Annotated in this window: 26 protein-coding genes; 12 read left to right on the forward strand and 14 right to left on the reverse strand. The window is 72.0% G+C overall.

Annotated elements, in window-relative coordinates; all coding sequences use genetic code 11:
* Window positions 1-10: 10 nt before the first annotated feature.
* Window positions 11-1384, reverse strand: coding sequence for a magnesium transporter (gene mgtE, locus ACP7BI_RS00120; protein ID WP_425842733.1), 1374 nt, complete (start codon window positions 1382-1384; stop codon window positions 11-13).
* A gap of 163 nt (window positions 1385-1547) precedes the next feature.
* On the opposite strand from mgtE, the gene ACP7BI_RS00125 reads away from it, so the two are divergent.
* The 6 genes from ACP7BI_RS00125 (at window position 1548) to ACP7BI_RS00150 (ending at window position 6253) form a co-directional block, all read left to right on the forward strand.
* Window positions 1548-2075, forward strand: coding sequence for an HNH endonuclease (locus ACP7BI_RS00125; protein ID WP_425842735.1), 528 nt, complete (start codon window positions 1548-1550; stop codon window positions 2073-2075).
* A gap of 79 nt (window positions 2076-2154) precedes the next feature.
* On the forward strand, window positions 2155-3303 hold the full coding sequence (locus ACP7BI_RS00130) for a zinc-dependent alcohol dehydrogenase (RefSeq protein ID WP_425842737.1): 1149 nt from the start codon (window positions 2155-2157) through the stop codon (window positions 3301-3303).
* Between the two features lie 31 nt (window positions 3304-3334).
* Window positions 3335-3961, forward strand: coding sequence for a hypothetical protein (locus tag ACP7BI_RS00135; protein WP_425842739.1), 627 nt, complete (start codon window positions 3335-3337; stop codon window positions 3959-3961).
* 2 nt (window positions 3962-3963) lie between these two features.
* Window positions 3964-4434, forward strand: coding sequence for a transporter substrate-binding domain-containing protein (locus tag ACP7BI_RS00140; protein WP_425842741.1), 471 nt, complete (start codon window positions 3964-3966; stop codon window positions 4432-4434).
* Window positions 4431-5438: a cation diffusion facilitator family transporter gene (locus ACP7BI_RS00145; RefSeq protein ID WP_425842743.1), complete on the forward strand. Its 1008-nt coding sequence runs from the start codon at window positions 4431-4433 to the stop codon at window positions 5436-5438. The genes ACP7BI_RS00140 and ACP7BI_RS00145 overlap by 4 nt, the downstream gene beginning before the upstream one ends.
* A 137-nt stretch (window positions 5439-5575) precedes the next feature.
* Entirely contained in the window at window positions 5576-6253 is a 678-nt protein-coding gene (locus tag ACP7BI_RS00150; RefSeq protein WP_425842745.1) for a DNA alkylation repair protein, read from the forward strand.
* A gap of 3 nt (window positions 6254-6256) precedes the next feature.
* Here ACP7BI_RS00150 and nhaA read toward each other — a convergent pair whose 3' ends face one another.
* From nhaA to ACP7BI_RS00180, 6 genes are all read right to left on the reverse strand, one after another.
* Complete coding sequence (nhaA, locus tag ACP7BI_RS00155; protein WP_425842747.1) at window positions 6257-7516, reverse strand: Na+/H+ antiporter NhaA; 1260 nt, start codon at window positions 7514-7516, stop codon at window positions 6257-6259.
* A 100-nt stretch (window positions 7517-7616) separates the two neighbouring features.
* Complete coding sequence (locus tag ACP7BI_RS00160) at window positions 7617-7871, reverse strand: YgaP-like transmembrane domain (RefSeq protein ID WP_425842749.1); 255 nt, start codon at window positions 7869-7871, stop codon at window positions 7617-7619.
* A complete protein-coding gene (gene trxA, locus ACP7BI_RS00165) occupies window positions 7868-8242 on the reverse strand; it encodes a thioredoxin (RefSeq protein WP_425842751.1) in 375 nt (124 codons plus the stop codon). Before trxA ends, ACP7BI_RS00160 begins: the two co-directional genes overlap by 4 nt.
* Before the next feature lie 37 nt (window positions 8243-8279).
* Complete coding sequence (locus ACP7BI_RS00170; RefSeq protein WP_425842753.1) at window positions 8280-8642, reverse strand: rhodanese-like domain-containing protein; 363 nt, start codon at window positions 8640-8642, stop codon at window positions 8280-8282.
* A gap of 23 nt (window positions 8643-8665) precedes the next feature.
* Window positions 8666-8989, reverse strand: a complete 324-nt coding sequence (locus ACP7BI_RS00175) for a TSUP family transporter (protein WP_425842755.1) — start codon at window positions 8987-8989, stop codon at window positions 8666-8668.
* On the reverse strand, window positions 8986-10401 hold the full coding sequence (locus ACP7BI_RS00180) for a rhodanese-like domain-containing protein (protein ID WP_425842757.1): 1416 nt from the start codon (window positions 10399-10401) through the stop codon (window positions 8986-8988). Before ACP7BI_RS00180 ends, ACP7BI_RS00175 begins: the two co-directional genes overlap by 4 nt.
* 434 nt (window positions 10402-10835) lie before the next feature.
* Here ACP7BI_RS00180 and ACP7BI_RS00185 point away from each other — a divergent pair, with 434 nt between their 5' ends.
* On the forward strand, window positions 10836-11123 hold the full coding sequence (locus ACP7BI_RS00185; RefSeq protein WP_425842759.1) for a metal-sensitive transcriptional regulator: 288 nt from the start codon (window positions 10836-10838) through the stop codon (window positions 11121-11123).
* A 17-nt stretch (window positions 11124-11140) separates the two neighbouring features.
* On the opposite strand, the gene ACP7BI_RS00190 is transcribed toward ACP7BI_RS00185, so the two are convergent.
* On the reverse strand, window positions 11141-12103 hold the full coding sequence (locus tag ACP7BI_RS00190) for a glycosyltransferase (protein ID WP_425842761.1): 963 nt from the start codon (window positions 12101-12103) through the stop codon (window positions 11141-11143).
* Window positions 12104-12114: 11 nt separating this feature from the next.
* Window positions 12115-13401, reverse strand: coding sequence for a M18 family aminopeptidase (locus ACP7BI_RS00195; RefSeq protein WP_425842763.1), 1287 nt, complete (start codon window positions 13399-13401; stop codon window positions 12115-12117).
* 420 nt (window positions 13402-13821) lie between these two features.
* Here ACP7BI_RS00195 and ACP7BI_RS00200 point away from each other — a divergent pair, with 420 nt between their 5' ends.
* On the forward strand, window positions 13822-14526 hold the full coding sequence (locus tag ACP7BI_RS00200) for a winged helix-turn-helix transcriptional regulator (RefSeq protein WP_425842764.1): 705 nt from the start codon (window positions 13822-13824) through the stop codon (window positions 14524-14526).
* 8 nt (window positions 14527-14534) lie between these two features.
* The gene (locus ACP7BI_RS00205; protein ID WP_425842766.1) at window positions 14535-15221 is read left to right on the forward strand and encodes a DUF2306 domain-containing protein; all 687 of its coding nucleotides are present in this window, start codon (window positions 14535-14537) and stop codon (window positions 15219-15221) included.
* Between the two features lie 128 nt (window positions 15222-15349).
* Here the strand turns inward: ACP7BI_RS00205 and ACP7BI_RS00210 are convergent, their stop codons facing one another.
* The 4 genes from ACP7BI_RS00210 to ACP7BI_RS00225 all read right to left on the reverse strand — a co-directional run bounded on the left by ACP7BI_RS00210 (window position 15350) and on the right by ACP7BI_RS00225 (window position 18054).
* On the reverse strand, window positions 15350-15619 hold the full coding sequence (locus ACP7BI_RS00210; protein ID WP_425842768.1) for a ribbon-helix-helix protein, CopG family: 270 nt from the start codon (window positions 15617-15619) through the stop codon (window positions 15350-15352).
* Window positions 15620-15685: 66 nt separating this feature from the next.
* Window positions 15686-16126 carry a LapA family protein gene (locus ACP7BI_RS00215; RefSeq protein ID WP_425842770.1) on the reverse strand — a complete coding sequence of 147 codons (441 nt, stop codon included), beginning with the start codon at window positions 16124-16126 and terminating at the stop codon, window positions 15686-15688.
* 184 nt (window positions 16127-16310) lie between these two features.
* A complete protein-coding gene (locus ACP7BI_RS00220; RefSeq protein ID WP_425842772.1) occupies window positions 16311-16541 on the reverse strand; it encodes a hypothetical protein in 231 nt (76 codons plus the stop codon).
* A gap of 22 nt (window positions 16542-16563) precedes the next feature.
* Window positions 16564-18054 (reverse strand): SDR family NAD(P)-dependent oxidoreductase, encoded by a 1491-nt coding sequence (locus ACP7BI_RS00225; protein WP_425842774.1) that lies wholly within the window; start codon window positions 18052-18054, stop codon window positions 16564-16566.
* A 269-nt stretch (window positions 18055-18323) separates the two neighbouring features.
* Here ACP7BI_RS00225 and ACP7BI_RS00230 point away from each other — a divergent pair, with 269 nt between their 5' ends.
* The 3 genes from ACP7BI_RS00230 to ACP7BI_RS00240 are packed head-to-tail and all read left to right on the forward strand — an operon-like array spanning window position 18324 to window position 21441.
* Entirely contained in the window at window positions 18324-18572 is a 249-nt protein-coding gene (locus tag ACP7BI_RS00230) for a toxin HicA (RefSeq protein WP_425842776.1), read from the forward strand.
* Window positions 18569-18898 (forward strand): type II toxin-antitoxin system HicB family antitoxin, encoded by a 330-nt coding sequence (locus ACP7BI_RS00235; protein WP_425842778.1) that lies wholly within the window; start codon window positions 18569-18571, stop codon window positions 18896-18898. The genes ACP7BI_RS00230 and ACP7BI_RS00235 overlap by 4 nt, the downstream gene beginning before the upstream one ends.
* A 35-nt stretch (window positions 18899-18933) precedes the next feature.
* On the forward strand, window positions 18934-21441 hold the full coding sequence (locus ACP7BI_RS00240; protein WP_425842780.1) for a DEAD/DEAH box helicase: 2508 nt from the start codon (window positions 18934-18936) through the stop codon (window positions 21439-21441).
* Between the two features lie 43 nt (window positions 21442-21484).
* Here the strand turns inward: ACP7BI_RS00240 and ACP7BI_RS00245 are convergent, their stop codons facing one another.
* Complete coding sequence (locus ACP7BI_RS00245; RefSeq protein WP_425842782.1) at window positions 21485-22750, reverse strand: M20 family metallo-hydrolase; 1266 nt, start codon at window positions 22748-22750, stop codon at window positions 21485-21487.
* Window positions 22751-22764 lie beyond the last annotated feature (14 nt).

Below are 22764 nucleotides of genomic sequence, written 5' to 3' on the forward strand. Positions count from 1 at the left end.
CGCGCCGCGTCTATAGCCCGAGCACCGCTCGCGCGACGAGGAAGTAGACGATGAGGCCTGCGGCATCCACGAACGTGGTGATGAACGGGTTCGAGAAGACCGCCGGGTCGACGCGGATCGCCTTCGCTACGAGCGGCATCGCCCCGCCGACGGAGGCCGCCAGCGTGCAGATGCACAGCAGCGTGAGGCCGATGACGGCGCCGATCCCCGGCCCGTAGAAGAGCGAGGCGATCGCGAAGCCCGCGCCGCCGAGCACGACGCCGAGGCTGACGCCCGTGCGCGACTCCCGAGCGAGGACGGCGAGGATGTCGCGAGGCGTGACGTCGCCGAGCGCGAGCGCGCGAGTGACGGTCGTCGCCGCCTGGTTGCCGGTGTTGCCGCCCGTGCCGATGAGCAGCGGGATGAAGACCGACAGGACGACCATCTGCGCGATCGTGTCCTCGAAGCCCTCGAGCACCTGCACCGTGAGCGTCGCGCCGATCGCCAGCACGAAGAGCCAGACGACGCGAGAGAGCACGAGCTTGCGCACCGGCGTCGACAAGTAGGGGCGACGCAGCGGCTCGGAGCCCGCCGACCTGGCCACGTCCTCGCTCTCCGCGTCCTCGAGCAGGCTCAGCGCATCCTCGACCGTGAGGATCCCGACGGCGCGCCCTTCGGCGTCGACGATCGGCAGCGCGAGGAGCTTCCGGTCGGCGCACCGGCGAGCGGCGAGCTCCGCCGATTCCGTGACGGTCGCGGCATCGGCCTCGAGGTCGGCGGGCCGCATGATGCTCGCGATCGGCGAGTCCTCTGCGGCGCCGAGCACGTCGCGGAGCGCGACGGTGCCGATGAGCCGCCGCTCGTCGTCGACCACGAGCATCGTGTAGACGGTCTCGGCGTCGGCGAGGCGCGCTCGCACGCGCACGAGCGCTTCGGCCACAGGGTCGTCGGCGCGCAGCACGATGATCTCGGAGCTCATGTGGCGGCCGATCGAGCGCGTCGGGTAGCCGAGCACGACCGACGTGCGCGTCCGCTCGTCGTCGGGCAGTGCTCGCACGAGGCGGCTGGCGACCGACGCGGGGAGCTCGTCGAGCAGCACCGCGCGGTCCTCCGGGTCGAGCTCGCCGAAGACGTCGGTGACCTCGACCTCGTGCAGCCCCTGCACGACGTCGGCCTGCACCGCGGGGTCGAGCCGGTCGAACACCTCGATCGCGAGCGACTTGGGCAGCACCCGGAAGACCACCGCGCGGTCGCGGAAGGAGAGCCGCTCGAGCACGGCGATCAGCTCGCGGGCGGGCATCGCGGCGGCGTCCTCTGCAAGCGCCGTCAGCTTCCCGTCCCGCACGAGGCGGCGGAGTCGACGGGTCGATGCGTCGTCGCTGCGGACCGACTCGGATCCAGCCATCGCGCCCCTCCTCGTCACGTCACGGAGCCGACCGCGGCGAGCGCGCTGCGCGGCGCCTGCCGCGGGGCCCGATGCAGTCTACGGGCGGTTGAGCTGGGGTGCCGGTGAGCGGCCATGATGGAGTGGGCGCGACACCGAGGTCCGGACGCGGTGAGGGGATGCGGTGGACGCGATCGCATGGCAGGTGCTCGAGCTGTCGATCGAATGGCTCGCGCCGCACGCGTGGTGGATCATGGGCGCGATCGTCGCGGTCGCGGTGCTGCGGATGCCGCTGCTCACGCGAGCGCCGCTCACGCCTCGCCGCGACCCGTGGCGCACGTTCCGCTTCGGCCCTCGCGCTGCGGTGCTCGAGCGCGCCGGCGGTCGCTGCGAGGCGGCGCTCTTCTTCCTCGTCGGGCGCTGCGGCGCTCGGGCGACGCAGGTCGACCACATCATCCCGTGGTCGCGCGGCGGCCCCACGGTCGAGCGCAACGCGCAGGCGCTGTGCGCAGCGCACAACCGCTCGAAGGCCGCGCGCGTGCCGGCCTGGTGGTACATCGTGCGGCTCGAGCGCAGCCGTCGCGGCTACTTCCCCGAGGGGGCCGACGTGCGCGTGCTCGCACGGATGAGCGACGAGGACCGCGCCGCGCGACTCGCGCCCCGCGTGCCCGAGCCGGGCCGACGCATCCGCGCCTCGACGGGCGACCGGTGAGTGGATTCCCAGCCGCCACGCCTTGAAGCGGGCGCGGGCCCCTGCAGCGCTGGCTCACCGATCCACAGGAGGCGAGCCGATGCGAGCGATGGTCTACCGCGGGCCCTACAAGGTGCGCGTGGAGGAGAAGCCCAAGCCGAGGATCGAGCATCCGAACGACGCCATCGTGCGCGTGCAGCTCGGCGCGATCTGCGGCTCCGACCTGCACCTCTACCACGGCATGATGCCCGACACCCGGGTCGGCACGACGTTCGGCCACGAGTTCATCGGCGTCGTCGACGAGGTCGGCCCCTCGGTGCAGAGCCGCAAGGTCGGCGACCGCGTGATGGTGCCGGCCAACATCTACTGCGGCTCGTGCTTCTACTGCGCCCGCGGGCTCTACTCGAACTGCCACAACGTCAACCCGAACGCCACCGCGGTCGGCTCGCTCTACGGCTACTCGCACACGACCGGCGGCTACGACGGCGGCCAGGCGGAGTTCGTGCGCGTGCCCTTCGCCGACGTCGGCCCGTCGATCATCCCCGAGTGGATGGACGACGCGGATGCCGTGCTGCTGACGGATGCGCTGGCCACCGGCTACTTCGGAGCCCAGCTGGGCGACATCACCGAGGGCGACACCGTGGTCGTGTTCGGCGCCGGTCCGGTGGGGCTCTACGCCGCGAAGTCGGCGTGGTTCATGGGCGCGGCGCGCGTCATCGTCATCGACCACCTCGACTACCGGCTCGAGAAGGCCCGCACCTTCGCGCACGCCGAGACCTACAACTTCGTCGAGTACGACGACATCGTCGTGCATCTCAAGCGGATCACCGACTGGTTCGGGGCCGACGTCGCGATCGACGCGGTGGGGGCGGAGGCCGACGGCAACTTCATCCAGCACGTCACCTCGGCGAAGCTCAAGCTGCAGGGCGGCTCGCCCATCGCGCTCAACTGGGCGATCGACTCGGTGCGGAAGGGCGCGACCGTCTCGGTGATGGGCGCCTACGGTCCGATCTTCAGCGCGGTGAAGTTCGGCGACGCCATGAACAAGGGGCTCACGCTGCGCATGAACCAAGCGCCGATGAAGCGCCAGTGGCCGCGGCTGTTCGAGCACATCCAGGCAGGCCACCTGAAGCCGAGCGACATCGTGACCCACCGCATCCCCCTCGAGCACATCGCCGAGGGCTATCACATCTTCTCGTCGAAGCTCGACGACTGCATCAAGCCGCTCGTCGTCGTCGGCGAGCGCTGAGCAGTAGCGAGTACTGAGCACAGGAGCGACCATGCCGTACACCGCGAACAAGCCCGAGCCGCCGAGCCGTGAGGCGCTGCGCGCCCGCATCCCCGGCTGGGGTGTTGACCTCGACCCCGCCGACCGGCCCTCGGTGCCGCGCGAGCGCTTCGACCCGGGCGCGACCGGCGCGCACTGGGAGTTCCCCGACCGGCAGCCCGAGGGCGACCAGCCCCGCGAGCGCTCGATCGAGCACGGCATGCTCCCGCCCGTGTTCGGCACCTCGGTGCCGCTGCGCGGCGTCTCGGGCATGATCAGGCGCTTCGCCTACGAGCGCTTCAGCGAGGCGCGCGCCGCCCACTGGCTGCTCCTCATCGCGGGAGACCGAGTGGATGCGTGGGAGTCGCACCTGCGCTCGTTCGCCACCCTGCGCCCGGACAACCCGATCACCGAGACCGGCGTGACGGCCGAGCTGAGGCACGGGCTCACGGCGCGCGTCGGGCGGAAGCGCGCCGACGTCAACCACCAGTGGGTGGACCCGATCCTCGTCGCCGGTCCCTGGGTGCTCGTGGGGACGGCGCCGTCGCGGGACTGCGGGCGCTGCTGCGCGGCAAGCGGTAGGCGCGCTTCGGCCTCAGCCTGCTCTGCGGTGCCGAGGCTACTGTCCGAACCATGGTGAGGATGCGGTTGGCGCTCGCGAGCGCGGCGGTCGCGGCGGTCGCGCTGACGGGGTGCGGCATGCAGATCCCGGCGGACCCGGAGGGCACGCTCGACCGGGTGCGCGGCGACGTGCTGCGCGTGGGCGCGACGGAGCACCGGCCGTTCGTCGAGCTCGACGGCGCCGGCGAGCCGACCGGCTCGGAGGCGGCGCTCGTGCAGGCGTTCGCCGAGCGGCTCGACGCCGACATCGCGTGGGAGACCGGCAGCGAGGCAGAGCTCGCCGACGCGCTCGAGCAGGGCGAGCTCGACCTCGTCATCGGCGGCTTCCTCGACGACACGCCCTGGAGCGAGTTCGGCGCCGCGACCCGCCCCTACCTCGAGGCTCCCGCCGCCGACGGCACGGTCGAGAAGCACGTCATGCTCGCTCCGCTCGGCGAGAACGCGTTCCTCGTCGAGCTCGAGACCTTCCTGCACGAGGAGACCGGACGATGAAGGCGCGCACCGACCGATTCGGCCGCACGGAGCTGCCCGAGCGGCAGCAGCAGGCGCTCAAGCGCGCGATCCGCATCGAGTGGTTCACGCTGCTGTTCCTCGCCGTCGCGATCACGCTCGTGTTCCTCGTCATGGGCAGCTCGCAGGCGATGAAGGCCGCGTGGATCGAGGACCTGCTCTCGCTCGCGCCGCCGATCGCGTTCCTGCTCGCCGTGCGGCTCGTCAACAAGACGCCGACGAAGAAGTACCCCTACGGCTACCACCGCTCGGTGGGCGTCGCGCACCTCGTGGCGGGCGTCGCGCTGTTCACGATGGGCGCGTTCCTCATCTACGACTCCGCCTCGGGGCTCATCCTCGCCGAGCACCCGCCGATCGGCACCGTCGTGATCTTCGGCCAGCAGCTGTGGCTCGGCTGGCTCATGATGCTCGTGATGGCGCTCACCATCCCGCTGCCGATCTACTTCGGCAGGGTGAAGATGAAGCTCGCCGAAGAGCTGCACGACAAGGTGCTCTACGCCGACGCCGACATGAACAAGGCCGACTGGATGACCGCGGCCGGCTCGATCGTCGGCGTCGCGGGCATCGGCCTCGGGCTCTGGTGGGCCGACTCTGCGGCCGCGCTCTTCATCGCCGCGAGCATCCTGTGGGACGGCGTCAAGAACATGAAGGCGGCGATCACCGACCTCATGGACACGCGCGCGACGACCTTCGACGACGACGAACCGCATCCCGATGCCGCCGAGATCGACGACTACCTGCGTGGCCTGCCGTGGGTCGCGGAGGCCGGTTCGCGCGTGCGCGACCAGGGCCATGTCTTCCACGTCGAGTCGTTCGTCGTGCCGCGGCACGGCATGCAGCCGACGGTGCAGCAGCTCCTCGACGCGCGCGACGGCTGCATCGAGCTCGACTGGAAGATCCAGGACATCGTCGTCGTCCCCATCGACGAGCTGCCCGAGGAGGTCGGCGGACCCGGTGCGTCGCACCAGTCGGAGCGCAACCGCTGAGCGGTTGCGCGGGTCGATGCGATCCGCGCCTCCCACCCGCTGGTTGAGCCGGTCCGCGCGCGTAGCGCGCTGACCGGGTCGAAACCGCCTCCGAGGCATCCGCTCATCCGTCCTAGGCTGGCCGCGGAGGAGCCCCGATGACCGACACCGTGCCCGAGCTGCTCGCCGAGCTCGCCACCCTCGAAGACCCGCGCATGCGCGAGGTCAACGAGCGCCACGGCGACGATCACGGCGTCAACCTCGGCAAGCTGCGCGCGATCGCCAAGCGGCTGAAGACGCAGCACGAGCTCGCCCTCGAGCTGTGGGCGACCGACGACACGGCAGCCCGGCTGCTCGCGCTGCTCGTCTGCCGCCCGAAGTCGTTCTCGCGCGACGCGCTCGACGCCATGCTGCGCGAGGCGAGGGCCCCGAAGGTGCACGACTGGCTGGTGAACTACGTCGTGAAGAAGCATCCGGACGCCGAGGCGCTGCGACTCGCGTGGCTCGAAGACGCGGATGCCGTGGTCGCGAGCGCGGGATGGGCGCTGACGAGCGATCGGGTCGTCAAGCGCCCCGACGGGCTCGACCTCGCCGGGCTGCTCGACGTGATCGAAACCGAGATGGCGGATGCGCCTGACCGGCTGCAGTGGGAGATGAACACGACGCTCGCGCAGGTCGGCATCGCGCATCCCGAGCACCGCGCGCGGGCGCTCGCGATCGGCGAGCGCCTCGAGGTGCTGAAGGACTACCCGACCCCGCCGAACTGCACGTCGCCGTTCGCGCCCACGTGGATCACCGAGATCGTGCGGCGGCAGGAGGCTGCTGCGGCCCGCTGACGGTCAGTCGCCGATCCGCGCCTGCTGCGAGTCGGGGATGCCATCCGCGTTCTCGTCGATGCTGCGAGCGCGGCGCGCGTCCCAGCGCAGCAGGGGCGCGGCGAGCAGCGCGGCGATGCCGGAACCCATGAGCACGGCGAGCTTCGCGGCATCGGTGCGGGCGGCGTCGTCGAACGAGAGCTCGGTGATGAGCAGCGAGACGGTGAAGCCGATGCCGGTGAGCAGGGCGACGGGCACGAGATCGCGGATGCCGATGCCGTCGGGCAGCCGCAGCGGCGTCAGTCGGGTGACGATCGCGGTGACGCCGAGTACGCCGAGCAGCTTCCCGAGCACGAGGCCCGCTGCGACGGCGAGCAGCACCGGCTGGGCCGCGAGCTCTGCGAAGCCGCCGCCATCGGCGACCGAGACGCCCGCCGAGCAGAACGCGAACACGGGCAGCGCGATCGCGGTCGACCAGGGCCGCACCGCGGCCTCGTGCTGGTGCGTGCGCGGGGCGCGCTCGCCGTGCAGCCGAGCGGCCGGCACGGTGGCGCCGAGCAGCACGCCCGCGATCGTCGCGTGCACGCCCGACTCGTGCATGAGCCACCAGGCGACGAGCGCGACCGGCAGCAGCACCCACCAGAGGTCGTAGCGCGAGCGGGCCAGCAGCGCGAACGCGGTGATCGCCACCGCGGCGCCGAGCAGCGCGAAGAGCTGCACCGTCGCGGTGTAGAAGACGGCGATCACGACGATCGCGAGCAGGTCGTCGACCACCGCGAGCGTCAGCAGGAAGGTGCGCAGGCCGACCGGCAGCCCGCGGCCGAAGATCGCGAGCACCGCGAGCGCGAATGCGATGTCGGTCGCGGCCGGGATGGCCCAGCCGCTCAGCGCGGCCGGGTCGCCCGCCACGAGCACGATGCTGACGTAGACGACCGCGGGCAGCGCCATCCCGCCGATCGCGGCGAGCACCGGCACGGCGGCGCGCTTCGGATCGCGGAGGCTCCCAGCGACGAGCTCGTGCTTGAGCTCGACGCCGACGACGTAGAAGAAGACCGCGAGCAGGCCATCCGCCGCCCACGCGGCGACGCTCAGGTCGAGGTGCAGCGCAGCGGGGCCGACGCGCAGCTCCATGAGCGAGGTGTACGACTCGCGCCACGGGGAGTTGGCCCAGATGAGCGCGGCGGCAGCGGCGAGCAGCAGCAGCACACCGCTCGTCGTCTCGAGTCGCAGCGCTTGCGCGATGCGCGCGCGTCGCGCGCCGGTGGGGGTGCGGGTGGGCTCCACGTGGCTCCTCTCGACGCCACCGAGCCTCGTGCCCGGCGGCACGCCGACCAGGCTTCCCGGCACACCAGCTCCCAGGGTAGGGCATCCCCCTCCCGGACGTTCAGCGCCTGGTCGGCTCCTCCGGCTGGTGCCTCGCGGCCCTCGCGGCAGCGCGCTGCGCGAGCAGGCCGCCGGGGCACCACCCGCGGATCGCGCCGACGATCAGCACCGCCGCGCCGGCGGCTGCCACGACCGCGACGAGCGGGTCGCCCAGGCTGTCGAGCGCGAAGGCCGCGAGCAGCGCACCGACCGCGGCCTGCACGATGCGCTCGGCGGTGCCGGGCGCGCAGCGGATCGCCGCCCGGCGCCCGCTCACGTCGCCGAGCTCTCGTCCTGCGCCGCGATCTGCCGGCGCACGTCGTCCATGTCGAGGCCGCGCACGCCCTCGATGAGCTGCTCGAGCGCATCGGGCGGCAGCGCGCCGGGCTGCGAGAAGACGCGGACGCCGTCGCGGAACGCCATGAGGGTGGGGATCGACGTGATGCGGAACGCAGCCGCGAGCTCCTGCTGATCCTCGGTGTCGACCTTGCCGAACACGATGTCGCGGTGTTGCTCCGACGCGCGCTCGAAGACGGGCGCGAAGATGCGGCACGGGCCGCACCATGCCGCCCAGAAGTCGAGCAGCACGATGCCGCCCTCGGTGATGGTCTGGTCGAACGTGTCGATCGTGATGTCGCGAGTGGTCATGGATGCCTCCGTGCGGTGGTCGAGGGGATGGATGCGATCAGCGCTCGATAGCGAGGCCGGTCGCGGTCTCGGCGGCCTCGAGCGAGCCCAGGTCGGTGACGTCCGAGAAGCCTGCGTCGCGCATGAGCGCGACCGCTTGCGCGGAGCGGCTGCCGGATCGGCAGTAGACGAAGTAGGGCACGTCCGGGTCGAGCCCGGGCAGCGCCTCGGCGAGGTCGCCGTTCGAGATGTCGAGCAGCACCGCGCCGGCGAGGCGGGCCTCGGCGTGCTCGCCAGCCGTGCGCACGTCGACCACGACGGCGTCGGCAGGCAGCGCGACCGGGTCGGGCGCGCTCGGCGCGCACGACGCGAGGCCAAGGGCGAGCAGGAGTGCGGTCAGGGCAGCGAAGGGCTTGAGCATGGGGGTCCTTGAGGTTCGGGGGTTCAGCGGAGGGGGAGCAGCGGCAGCAGCTGCTGCACGACGATGGCGGCCGCGACGACGAGCACGAGGGCGGCGAACGCGCGGCGCAGGATGCGGTCGGGGATGCGCCCGGCGAACGAAGCGCCGAGGAGCGAGCCGAGCACGGCGAGCGCGATGAAGGGCAGCACGAGCGCCCACGGCACGTCGGCGAGCGCGGGCTGGGTCGCGAGGCGGACGAGCGTCTGCATCGCGATCACCAGCGAGGTGCCGATCGCGACGACGGCGCTCGTCACACCCGCCACGAGCAGCGCCGACGCGAGGGTCACCGGCGTCGCGAGCGACGTCACGCCGAGGTCGAGGGTTCGCGGTCGGTCGAGCGGCGCCACCCGGCGTAGGAGCCGTCGAGCTCGATGACGTCGACGCCCGCGCGCCGCAGGGCGCTCGCGACGATGCTGTTCCGCACGCCGCTCTGGCAGTACGTCACGAGCGGCCGATCGCTCGGCAGCTCGTCGAGGTGCCACAGGGCGCGGCCACCGCTCAGGTGCGTCGATCCGGGGATGTGGTCGTCGGCGTGCTCGGAGCGCGACCGCACGTCGACGAGCGTCACGTCCGCGAGCCCGTCGAGCTCCTCGGGCTGCATGAGCCGCGGCTGCACGATCGGCAGACCCTCGAGCGAGCGCGTGAAGCCGTCGACGGCGTCGATGCCGACGCGCACGAGGTGGTCGCGCATCCGCCCTGCCTCGACCTGGTCGTCGACGAGCAGCACGAGCGGCCGGTGCTCGGTCTCGGGGTCGTAGACCCAGGCACCGTAGCTCGCCGCCCTGTCGGCACCCGGGATGTTGAGCGCGCCGGCGACGGTGCCCTCGTGCACCTCGCGCTGGTCGCGGGTGTCGACGAAGATGGCGGCGTCGGCCTCGAGCAGCTCGCGCACGGAGGTGGCGGAGCGCTCCGCAACCGGTGCGAGCTCACCCAGCAGCGCGGGGCCGATGCGGTTCTGCGACTTCATCCGGGCGAAGTACGCGTGCGCGTCGGGCTGGCCCGAGAGCAGCTCGTCGACGAAGCCCTGCTCGTCGTCGCCGGCGAGGTAGGGCGCCCACCATGAGAACGCCCGCTCGTAGCCGACGGTCGTGGTGGCGATCGCGCCGAGCGCCTTGCCGCACGCGGAGCCTGCGCCGTGCGCGGGCAGCACCTGCACGTAGTCGGGCAGCGTCAGGAAGCGGTCGCGGAGGCTCGCGAAGAGCTGCTTCGCGCCCTCGAAGCGCGTGTCGACGCCACCGGCGGCCTCGTCGAGCAGGTCGGGCCGGCCGACGTCGCCGACGAAGACGAAGTCGCCCGTGAGCATGAAGCCGGGCTCGTCGGCCTGTGCGCCGTCGGTGACGAGGAACGCGAGGTGCTCGGGGGTGTGGCCGGGGGTGTGCACGGCCTGCAGCAGCACGTTGCCGACGACGATCGAGTCGCCGTCGTGCAGCAGCTCGGCGTCGGCGAAGCCCTCGCCGTAGGTCCAGTCGAGACCGCCCTCGTCGGAGACGTGCATGTGTGCACCGGTGCGAGTCGCGAGCTCGCGAGTGCCCGAGAGGTAGTCGGCGTGGATGTGGGTCTCGGTGACATGCGCGATGCGGAGGCCGTGCTTCGCGGCGAAGTCGAGGTAGACGTCGACGTCGCGGCGCGGGTCGACCACGATGGCCTCGCCGGTCGCCTGGCAGCCGATGACGTAGCTCGCCTGGGCGAGGTCCTCGTCGTAGATGCGCTCGAGCAGCATGGTCTCGTGCTCTCTTAGGCGCAGCGGCAGCGGTCAGCGGCCGGGACGCCCGCGAGGGCCTCCTCGACGTGCTGGCCGCAACCGGCCCAGGTCGGCTTGCCGCAGCGGTCGCAGGTGATGCGTGCGCACATGATTCGTCCTCTGCTCTCGGTCGTGAGTCAGCGCCCGAACAAGCGGGCGAGGAATCCGGGTCGGGCGCTGCGCGCCTTGTCGATCTCGGTCTGGGTGTGGCTGCCGTTGCACCATTGCGACGAGGGCACACCGCGCCGCACGTCCTGGATGTGCTGGCCGCAGCCTGCCCATGTGGTCCTGCCGCACACGCGGCACGTCGTCGCCCTGCACATATCGCCTCCTGGCACTCGAGCTCATATACCCCTGGGGGTATCGAAACTATACCCCACGGGGTATCGTGGATGTCAACCCAGGAGGACCGCATGACCAGCACCGCAGACCTGTCGATCGGCCACGACCCCGAGGCGAAGCGCAAGGTCGTCAACCGGCTGCGCCGCGCGCACGGCCAGCTCGCCGCCGTGATCGCGGCCGTCGAGGACGAGGCGCACTGCCGCGACATCGTGCAGCAGCTCTCGGCCGTCTCGAAGGCCGTCGACCGCGCAGGCTTCCTCGTCGTCGCGGGCGCGCTCAAGGAGTGCTTCGCCGACGAGCGCGAGGGCGGCGATGCGCGCGTCGACGAGCTCGAGAAGCTCTTCCTCTCGCTCGCCTGAAGCGGCGAGAGCGATGCTCAGGGCCGTGTGGTCCGAGTGCGCAGCCCGCGCCGCGGCGAAGCGGCCTGGCGCAGTCGGTCGCCCGCGTACGGCACGCCGCCGCGCAGGCGCCAGCCGAGCGCGAGCCACGCCGTGACCGCGCGCTCCGCGACCCATGCCGGCGCCCACAGCGCCGCGGTCGGGCGGTACACGCGCCGCCCGCCCGCGGCTCGGCGGCCGCGCTCCGCGACGGCGACCGCGGCGGCCGCCCACAGCAGGTAGCCGCGCGGCTGACGCGCCTGCAGCAGCAGCGCCGGCAGCAGCGCGAGCTCCGCCGCGAGCCTCGCCGGCTGCGCGAACGAGTCGTAGGCCTGCCGGATGCGCTGCGACCGGAAGTGCGCGGGCGTCGGCGGGCGGCGCTCGACGTAGAGGTCCCTCGCCCACTCGACGCGGCCGCCGCGCGCCTCGACAGTCCGCAGCAGCTCGAGGTTCTCGAACAGCACGTCGCCGCGGTAGCCGTCGGCGGCGAGCTCGCGACGCACGACGAGCGTGCCGGGGTAGTCGGCGCCGAGCGCGCGGTTGATGAGCGAGCGGGCAGTGTCCCAGCGCGCGTGCCAGGGGAGCGGCCGGAAGTGGTTCTGTGGCGCGACGATGCCCGCGCGCCCGAGCCGGCCCACCGCATCCGCCAGTGCCGTCTCGGTGTAGCGCACGTCGTCATCGGCGATCACGATGCGCGGCTGCTCGGTCGCGTCGATGCCGGTGAGCACACCGGCGACCTTGCCGTTGGGCGTCACGCGGTCGGGCCGGATGTGGCGCACGAGCGGCGACCACGCCCGGTGGTGCTCGGCGAAGACCGGCTCGTCCGAGCCGTCGACGACTACGACGTCGGCCCAGTCGCGCAGCCGCTCGAGGTAGGAGGTCAGCTCGGCGCGCTCGCGGCGGGAGGTCGCCGCGTCCCAGCGCAGCGGCAGGATGTAGTCGACGCCCGTCCGCTGGCTCACCGGCGCTCGGCTCAGCCCTCGGTGCCGGTGAAGAACGCCTCGGCGACGCGCGCGAGGTCGAAGAGGTCGCTCACGCCCGCGAGCTCGCGCGCCGAGTGCATCGACAGGATCGGGATGCCGACGTCGACCGTGCGGATGCCGAGCCGCGTCGCGGTGATCGGCCCGATCGTCGAGCCGCACGGCACGGTGTTGTTCGAGACGAACGCCTGCGATCGCACGCCCGCGGCCGAGCACCAGCCGTGCCAGGCGGCGGCGCCCGCACCATCGGTCGCGTAGCGCTGGTTGGCGTTGATCTTCAGGATGGGTCCGGAGCCGAGGAGCGGCTGCACGACCGGGTCGTGCTTCTCGGGGAAGTTCGGGTGCACCGAGTGACCGACATCGCTCGAGACGCACCAGGACGACGCGAGCGCGCGCATCCGCTCGCCCCGATCGCCGCCGAGGGCGATGCCGATGCGCTCGAGCACGTCCTCGAGGAACGGGCCGGCCGCGCCCGAGCGGGTCGCCGAGCCGATCTCCTCGTGGTCGAAGACCGCGAGCACCGGGATGTGGTCGCCGTCGAAGCCGTCGGCGGCCTTCGCGAGCGCGACGACGCCCGCGTGCACGCTCGCGAGGTCGTCGAGGCGGCCGGCGGCGAAGAAGACGTGGTCGCGGCCGAAGATCGAGGCGCGCGCGGCGTCGGCGGTCGTGATGTCGTAGCCGCGGATGCGGGCGGCATCGACCCCGGCGGATGCGGCGAGCTCGGCGAGCAGATCGGCCGACTCGGGTGCGCCGAGGCCCCACACCGGCTGCGTGTGGATTTGCTTGTCGAGCGTCAGGCCGTCGTTGGCGCTGCGGTCGAGATGGATCGCGAGCTGCGGCAGGCGCAGCAGCGCGCCGGAGTCGGCGAGCACCTCGGTGCCGTCGTCGAGCACGAGCCGACCGGCGAGGCGCAGCTCGCGGTCGAGCCACGAGTTGAGGAGCGGCCCGCCGTAGATCTCGACGCCCGCTTGCAGCCAGCCGAGCCGGCCGGTCGTCGGCTGCGGCTTGAGCTTGAAGCTGGGGGAGTCGCTGTGCGCGCCGAAGACCCGCACGGGCGCCGTCGCCGTCGCACCCTGCGGCACGACCCACGCGATCACGGCGCCGTCGCGCACCACCAGGTGCTTGCCCGGGGCCTCGGGCCACGCATCCGTCTCGTCGAGCGCCGTGAAGCCGGCGTCCTGCAGGCGTCGGGCGACCTCGGCGGCGGCATGGAAGCTCGAGGGGGATGCGTCGACGAAGTCGGCGAGATCCTCGGCATGGAAGACGGGTGCGTGGGGCACAGAACCTCCGGGTCGGGTGCTCCGAGCCTAGCCGCGGGCCCCGTGGGCGGAGTCGCGCCGCGGCCTCCACCAGCCACAGGTGTAGGGCGAGTTGCACGAGGTCGCCGTCGCGGTAGCGCTCGCCGAGCGCCTCGAGCTCGCGGTCGAGCTCGGCGACGCGCTCCGGCTGGTCGGCGATGCCGCGGTTGGTGACGATCGTCGGGCCGTAGGTGCGCTTGAAGAAGTCGCGGAAGTCCGCACCCGAGCCGAAGCGCCGCACGTCGAGCACCTCCTTGCGGAAGGTGAGTACGACTGTCCTCCGGCAGCGCGTCGCCATCCAGTGCTGGATCTGTACTGCTCCCGGTGCTCGATCGGCACCGGATCACCCCTGGCGCGAGTGCCGCGACAGGCGTTCACTGGGTGCCGGATGCGGAGGCCGACATGAGTGGACATGGCCAGTTCTGCCCGGTCGCGAAGGCGATGGAGCTGCTCGACGAGCGGTGGACGCTGCTCGTCATCCGCGAGCTGCTCGCCGGCTCGACGCGCTTCAACGAGCTGCGCCGCGGCGTGCCCCACATGTCGCCGGCGCTGCTGTCGAAGCGGCTCGAGCACGCGGGCCTCGTGCGCAAGCGCGTCGAGGGCACGCGCACCGACTACCGGCTCACGCAAGCGGCGGAGGAGCTGCGGCCGATCGTCGACGGGCTCGCCGCGTGGGGCGGGCGCTGGATCGGCGAGCTCGGGCAGGAGGACTTCGACCCGCACCTGCTGCTGTGGGACATGCGCCGGCAGATCGACCTCGAGGCGTGGCCGCGCCGTCGCACGGTGGTGGCGATGCGCTTCACCGACGCGCAGCCCTCGCAGTGGTGGCTCGTGTGCCGCGAGGGCGATCTCGACCTCTGCGACTTCGATCCCGGCTTCGCGGTCGCGGCGACCGTGACGACGCGGCTGCCGGTCATGACGCGCATCTGGCGGGGCGGCCGGTCGTGGCTGCACGCGCTGCGGGCGGAGGAGCTGCGCATCGACGGCGACGCGGATGCGGTCGGTCGCGTGCCCGTGTGGCTCGGCCAGGCGGGGCGGGCGTCCGTGCCGCGGCCGAGCGAGCGCGAGCTCGCGGCAAGGCGCGAGCCGGCGCTCGCCGGGACGTGAGGGTCGCCATGGTCACCGCCGTCTCACCCGACCGGCGCCGCTCGGCGAGCGGCTCGTGGGCGGTGTGGCTCATCCCGGTCGGCTTCACGCTGCTCACGCTCATCCCGATCATCTCCGGCTCCTTGCGGCTGACGCAGCTCGCCGGCGGCCCCGAGCTCATCCCTGCGGCCGCGCGCTTCACGGACTTCCCCGTGCCGGTCGTGCTGCACATCGTCGCGGGCGTGGTCTTCAGCGTCGTCGGCGCGTTCCAGTTCATCCCGTCGCTGCGCCGAGGTCGCCGCAGCTGGCACCGCTTCGCGGGCCGCATCCTCATCCCGGCCGGGTTCGTCGTGGCGCTCTCCGCCTTGTGGATGGCGACCTTCTCGCAGCTGCCGCCGGGCGACGGCCCGGCGCTGCTCGTCATCCGCTGGGTGTTCGGTGGCTTCATGCTGGTCGCCCTCGCGCTCGCGGTGCGCGCGCTCGTGCGGCGCCGCTACGCCGAGCACGGCGCGTGGACGACGCGCGCCTACGCGCTCGGCGTCGCCGCCGGCACGCAGGCGGTCGTGCTGATCCCGGGCTCGATGCTCTACGGCTCGAGCGACGAGACCTCGCGCGCGGTCGCGATGACGCTCGGCTGGCTCATCAACCTCGCCGTCGCCGAGCTCGTGATCCGGCGGCGCCGACGGCGCGCATCCGCTCTGCACCTCGCGTCATAGCGGCGCCTCCAGCACTCGCGATCGCCGCGAACTCTCATACCTCGTCGAGGTGCTGCCCCCGCGCCTTCATGGCGTGGATGATCAGCTCCGACTCGCGTCGATAGTGCTTCCGTGCCGACTGATGGAGATCAGCCAAGGCGCGCCCACTCGCGCACCGCCGCGCGGATGGCGTCGGAGCGTGTGGCGATCCCTTCAGCCTCCGCACGAGCGGTCAACGCAGCGATGGTCGTGGCGTCGAGCCGTACCGGGACGACGACTCCGGGTCCGTCACCCACGGGTGGGCGGCCGCGTCGGGGGCTCGGGAGCTTCGACGGGTCGTGGCCCTGCTCCGCGTCGTCGGCCCACGCCTGGATCTGCTCGTCCGAGACCGGCTGGCCGTGCAGGCGGTGCTCGCTCATCCACTAAGCGTATACGAAAAGCCTACAATTGCGTATACGGAATCGGGAAGCGGCTCCTGCCGTGGGTCACCGTAGCGCCTCCTTGATCTGCTCGCGCTCCTTCTCGAGCTTCCGCACGCGGCGGCTGACCTTGAACAGCCGCACCGAGCCGAGGAGCGCCGTGATGAGCACGCCGGCGATCGCGGCGAACAGCATCGCGATGCCGAGCGGCAGGCTGAACTCCAGCCCGAGGAACATGAAGTCGGCCGGCTCGTTGTTCTGCAGGATGAAGATCAGCAGCAGGATCAGGATGATCGTGCCGAGGATGAGCGCGAACCACGTAGCCCCCGAGATCCCCTGGCGCTGGTGGCCGTCGAGGCTCGAGTCGAGGCGCACCTGCTTCTGCTCCGAGGATGCGGTGGATGCGGTGGTCGAGCCGGTCGTCGACGCCGACGTCCCGGCGCTCGACGAGGTCGCGGGGACGCTGCGCGTGGCGGGCGTGGCGGTGGGGTCCTGGTTCTCGGCCATGGCGGCTCTCCTTGCTCGCGGCTTGCGCTGGTGGGGGACACGCTAGTCAGCCGAGCCTGAGATGCGGTGTGCGCGGCCGCGACCGTCGCGTTGCTTCACCGGTCAACCGGCTCCGTGCGTCGCCGCCGGTCTGCGAACGGCTGGCCCCGCACCCAGCCGGTTGAGCAATGCTCGCGAATCGCGGTCAGGCGGAACGCGGGCGCCGCTCCGGCGGCGGCGGCACCGTCTTCGCCGCGACGATGTCGGCGATCGCGATGACCACCTCGCCGCGACGGGTCGCGACCGTGCACGCGGTGTCGCCGACGTGCACGAGCTCGCCGAGCGCATCCGTCGCCGTGTGGGTGTCGCCGTGCAGCCGGTAGCGCACGACGACGCGCGTGCCGATCGGCAGCGCGTGCAGCTCGGTGGGCGTCATCGGCACATCACCAGGCGCTGCATCACCAGGAGCCCGGCGCGTAGTCCTTCAGGAAGACGCCGAAGAGGTCCTCGCCCGCCTCGCCGCGCACGATCGGGTCGTAGACGCGCGCGGCGCCGTCGACGAGGTCGAGCGGAGCGTGGAAGCCCTCCTCCGCGAGCCGCACCTTCGTGAAGTGCGGGCGCTCGTCGGTGATCCAGCCGGTGTCGACCGCCGTCATGAGGATGCCGTCGCTCTCGAACATCTCGCGCGCGCTCGTGCGGGTGAGCATGTTGAGCGCGGCCTTCGCCATGTTCGTGTGCGGGTGGCCGGGGCCCTTGTAGCCGCGGCCGAAGACGCCCTCCATCGCGGAGACGTTCACGATGTACGTGCGGCGCGCGGCGGAGGCGGCGAGGGAGGCGCGCAGCCGCGAGACGAGCAGGAACGGCGCCGTCATGTTCGCGAGCTGCACCTCGAGCATCTCGAGCGGCTCGACCTGGTCGACGTGCTGCGTCCACGAGTTCACGTGCGCCTCGTCGGGCAGCAGCCCGCCCGCGTCGATCGCGGTGCCGGCCGCGAGCCGCTCGAGCGAGCTCGACCCCGCCGCCATCGCCTGCTGCGAGAGCTCGTCGGCCGTCACCGCCGCGCTCGCGAGGATCGGGTGGCTCGCGACCGAGGCGGCGAGGGCGAGCGGATGCGCGTCGTTCGTGTGCCCGAACGTCACGAGCTCGGGGAGCGGGCCATCCGGCAGCGGCGCGAGCTCCGCCTCGACGAGCGGCGCGTAGGCGCCCGCCGAGCGGCGCACCGTCTGGGCCGCGTTGTTGATCAGGATGTCGAGGGGACCGGCGGCGGCGACCTCCTCGGCGAGCCCGATGACCTGCGCCGGGTCGCGCAGGTCGATGCCGACGACCTTGAGCCTGCCGAGCCACTCGTCCGCGTCGGGCATCCCCGAGAACCGACGCACCGCATCCCGCGGGAACCGCGTCGTGATCGTCGTGTGCGCGCCGTCGCGCAGCAGCCGCAGCGCGATGTGCATGCCGATCTTCGCGCGGCCGCCCGTGAGCAGCGCGCGCTTGCCGGTGAGGTCGGTGCGGGCGTCGCGCTTCGCGTGGCTCATGGCCGCGCACTCGGGGCAGAGCTGGTGGTAGAACGCGTCGACGAGCGTGTACTGCTGCTTGCAGATGTAGCAGCCGCGCGAGCGCAGGAGCGTGCCGGCGGTGGGGGATGCGCTGCGGGTCTCGAGCGGGATGCCGCGCGTCTCGTCGTCGATGCGGTCGGGCGCGCCGGTGGCGGTCTTCGCGACGACCGCGCGGTCGGCGGCCTGGATGCGCGCGTGCTTCGCCTTGCGGCTCGCGAGCTTGACCTCCTTGAACATGTTCGCGGTGGCCTGCCGGACGGCGACGTAGTGAGGGTCGTCGCGGTCCATGCGGTGGAGCGTCTCGAGCACGCGGAGCGTGGTGGCGACGTCGTCGGCCGAGAGCGTCTCGGGCGCGTCTGCGGGCGCGCCGGCGGGAGCCGGATCGTGGGGGAGCACAGGACAGTCTACCGAGGCCGCATCCGTGTGCACGGTGCTGCGCCAGCCGCCCGCCGCAGGCCGCAGGAGCGTGCACATCGTTCCGCGCGTCGTCGCGTCCCTCGCGAACTTGTGCACGCTGTTGCGGCCTGCGCGCCCGCCGAGCCGCATGAAGGTGCACATTGTCCGCGAGTCGTCCAGGCCGTCGCGGTCAAGCGCTCTGCCGTCTCATCGATCGAGACGCCCGAAGCAACGTGCCAAATGGTAGCAATAGTGCTACCATCGCAGTCGTGGGGAAGCTCGAGAAGCGACTCGCTGCCATGCGCAACGCCCCGACGAGCGTGCGCTTCTCCGACTTGCGAGCGGTGTGCGAGCACTACTTCGGGGAGCCCAGGCAGAGCGGCGGCTCGCACCTCGTGTTCGCCACGCCTTGGCCGGGTGACCCCCGCGTCAACATCCAGGATCGCGACGGTGCCGCAGTGCCGTATCAAGTGCGGCAAGTGCTCGCGGCAATTGAGAAGCTCGAGGAGGAACGATGAGCAGCAGCCTGCACTACGGCTACCGCACGGTGTGGTCAGAGGAGGACGGAGCCTTCGTCGCCACCGCGGCGGAGTTCCCCTCGCTGTCGTGGGTGGCGGACGAGGCGCCGGAGGCCCTGCGGGGTCTGGAGGCACTGATCGAGTCGGTCGTCGCTGACCTGCGCGAGCAAGGGGAGGAAGTGCCGGTGCCGCTCGTCGACCGGACGTACTCGGGGAAGCTCAGCGTGCGCATCTCGCCGTCGCTCCACAAGAAGGTGGCCATGCGGGCCGCGGAGGAGAAGGTGTCGATCAATCGGCTGGTCTCGCAGGCGCTCGCCGAAGTCTGAGGCTGCCCTGCGGCGAGTGCGACAGACTCGAGGCGATGCCGCTTCTCGACCTCGCCCCCTCGCCCTGGGACCCCGATGCCGCCTTCGACGCGTTCGCCGAGTGGTCGGCCGAGCGCGGGCTGCCGCTCTACCCGGCGCAGGAGGAAGCGCTCATCGAGGTCGTGAGCGGCTCGAACGTCATCCTCTCGACGCCCACCGGCACGGGGAAGTCGCTCGTCGCCGTCGGCGCGCACTTCGCCGCCCTCGCGCAAGGCAAGCGCACCTTCTACACCGCGCCGATCAAGGCGCTCGTGAGCGAGAAGTTCTTCCAGCTCGTCGACGTCTTCGGCGCTGAGAACGTGGGCATGGTGACCGGCGACTCGTCCGTGAACGCCGACGCGCCGATCATCTGCTGCACCGCCGAGATCCTCGCGAACCTCGCCCTGCGGAACGGCGAGGAGACCGACGTCGGCCAGGTCGTGATGGACGAGTTCCACTTCTACGCCGACTCGCAGCGCGGCTGGGCGTGGCAGGTGCCGCTCCTGACGCTCCCGCAAGCGCAGTTCATCCTGATGTCGGCGACGCTCGGCGACGTCTCCCGCATCGCCGACGACCTGAGCCGTCGCGCCGGCCGCGAGACCGCGCAGGTCACGGGCGTCGAGCGCCCCGTGCCGCTCACCTACGAGTACGCGATGACGCCCGTGCACGAGACGATCGAGGAGCTGCTCGCCACCCAGCGCTCGCCCGTCTACATCGTCCACTTCGCGCAGGCCGCGGCCCTCGAGCGGGCGCAAGCGCTCACCTCGGCGAAGATCACCACTCGCGAGCAGCGCGACGAGATCGCCCGCGCGATCGGCGACTTCCGCTTCACCACGCGCTTCGGCCAGACCCTCTCGCGGCTCGTCCGCCAGGGCATCGGCGTCCACCACGCGGGGCTGCTGCCGAAGTACCGCCGGCTCGTCGAGCAGCTCGCGCAGCAGGGGCTGCTGCGCGTCATCTGCGGCACCGACACCCTCGGCGTCGGCATCAACGTGCCCATCCGCACGGTGCTCCTCACGGGACTCACGAAGTTCGACGGCACCCGGATGCGTCACCTCACCGCGCGCGAGTTCCACCAGATCGCGGGTCGCGCCGGCCGCGCCGGCTACGACACCGCCGGCACCGTCGTCGCGCAAGCGCCCGAGCACGAGGCCGAGAACGCGAAGATGCTCGCGAAGGCCGGCGACGACGCGAAGCAGCGCCGCAAGCTCGTGCGGAAGAAGGCGCCGGAGGGGTTCGTCTCGTGGGGGAAGCCCTCGTTCGAGAAGCTCATCGAGGCCGAGCCCGAGCCGCTGCAATCCCAGATGCGCATCAGCCACTCGATGCTGCTCAACATCATCGGCCGCGGCGGCGACGCGTTCGCCGAGGTGCGCGAGCTCATCGAGTCGTCGCACGAGCCGCGCGCGAAGCAGCTCGAGCTCAAGCGGCGCGCGCTCGCGATCTACCGCACGCTCCGCACCGCGGGCATCGTCGAGCAGCATCCCGATCCCCGAGACGCCGACGCGCCCCCGCGCATCCGCCTCACCGTCGACCTGCAGCCGAACTTCGCGCTCAACCAGCCGCTCTCGCCGTTCGCGCTCGCGGCGATCGACCTGCTCGATGAGGCCAGCCCGACGCATCCGCTCGACGTCGTCTCGGTCATCGAGGCGACGCTCGACGACCCGCGCCCGATCCTCTCGCAGCAGCAGTTCCTCGCGCGCGGCGAGGCGGTCGCGGCGATGAAGGCCGAGGGCATCGAGTACGAGGCGCGCATGGAGCTGCTCGAGGACGTCACGCACCCGAAGCCGCTCGAGGAGCTGCTCACCGAGGCGCTGGCGATGTTCGCCGAGTCGCAGCCGTGGGTGCGCGACTTCGAGCTCTCGCCGAAGTCGGTCGTGCGCGACATGTGGGAGCGGGCGATGACGTTCGCCGACTACGTGCAGCACTACGGGCTCTCGCGCTCGGAGGGGCTCGTGCTGCGGTACCTGTCGGATGCGTTCCGGGCGATCCGGCAGACGGTGCCCGACGAGGTCAAGGGCGAGGAGCTGCTCGACCTCATCGAGTGGCTCGGCGAGGTCGTGCGGCAGGTCGACTCGAGCCTGCTCGACGAGTGGGAGGAGCTCATGCACCCCACAACGCCGGGCGAGGCGCCGATCGCGCCCCCGCCGCCGCCCTCGGTCGTCGCGAACCCGCGCGCGTTCCGCGTGCTCGTGCGCAACGAGCTCTTCCGACGCGTGCAGCTCGCGGCGCTCGACAAGCACGAGGAGCTGGGCGAGCTGGATGCGTCGTCGGGCTTCGACGCGGATGCCTGGGGCGAGGCGCTCGACGCCTACTACGACGAGCACGGCTCGATCGGCACGGGGGCGGATGCGCGGAGCTCGCGGATGCTCGTCATCGACGAGGGCCCGCAGGTGTGGGAGGTGCAGCAGATCCTCGCCGACCCGGCCGGCGACCACGACTGGCGCATCTGGGCGACGATCGACCTCGCGGCCTCCGCGGAGGAGGGCCGCGCGGTCGTGCGGGTGACGAGGGTGGGGCGGCTCTAGCCGCCCCAGCTTCCGCGGTCGGTCCCGCGGCCGACGCTGTGCCTCAGGCTCCGGGCGAGAACGCTGCCGTCGAGCCGAGCTCGCCGGCGACGAGCCGGGCGGTCACCTCGGTGAAGAGCTCGACACCGGCGAGGCTGTCCTCGTCGGCGGTCCGCTCGCCCTCGTTGTGCGAGATGCCCTCGATGCTCGGCACGAACACCATCACGGTCGGCGCGACGTCCTTCATGTTCGTCGAGTCGTGCCCGGCGACCGTCATCGTCGGCACATGGGAGAGGCCGAGGGCCGCGGCCGCAGAGCGTGCGAGCTCGACGCCCTCCGGCTGGTAGGCGAGGAGTCCCCACTCGTGCGTCAGGCGGCGCTCGATCCGCACGCGGGCGCGCTCCTCGATGCCGGCGAGGCGCTCCTCGAGCAGCTCGTTGGCACCAGCCAGCACCGCCTCGTCGGGGGAGCGGAGGTCGAGGTTGATCTCGACGAGCCTCGCCACGGTGACCGGCGAGTTCGGCGCGAGCTCGAGCTCCGACACCGACGAGTGGAGCATCCCCGCGGGCAGCTCCTCGGTGAGCTCTCGCGCCGCGACGATGACGAGCGCCGCGCCGTACAGCGCGTCGCGGCGATCAGCCATGATCGTCGATCCGGTGTGGCTCTGCTCGCCGTGCACCGCGATGCGGTACTTGCTCGCCGCCCACGTGCGGTCGACGAGCCCGATCGTCGTGCCGGACTCCTCGAGTCCGCGGCCCTGCTCGATGTGGATCTCCGCATAGGCGGCGATGGGCGGCGGGGTGAGGTCGAGCGCGTCCTCCGGCTCGGCGATCGCCTCGGCGACGGTGACCCCGGCGCGATCGGTTGCGCTCAGCGCTGCCTCGAGCGGCAGCTTGCCGGTGAGCACGGAGCTGCCCATCATGCTCGGCGTGAACCGGCTGCCCTCCTCGTTGAACCAGTTCACGACCGCGAGGTTGCACGCCGGGCGCAGCTCGCCCGCCCGCACCCGCCGCGCGACCTCGCGAGCGGCATGCGCCGCGGCCAGCACGCCGTACGCGCCGTCGTAGCGGCCTGCGAGCGGCTGCGAGTCGAGGTGCGAGCCCACGAGCACGTAGGGCGCACCCGGCACGAGCTCGATCAAGCCGAACTGGTTGGAGATCGCGTCGTGGCGCACCGCGAAGCCGGCTCGCTCGAGCCAGCCGGCGAACCATGCGCGCACCTCGTGATCGGCGGCACTGCCCGCCTGGCGCTCGACGCCGCCGCCCGGCGTCGCGCCGAAGGTCGACATCTCGGCGAAGTCCTCGAGGAAGCCCGAGTCGTGGTGGTCCATGTGCGCTCCTTCGC

The sequence above is a fragment of the Agrococcus sp. TSP3-2-1 genome, from assembly GCF_049897585.1.
GTDB lineage: Bacteria > Actinomycetota > Actinomycetes > Actinomycetales > Microbacteriaceae > Agrococcus.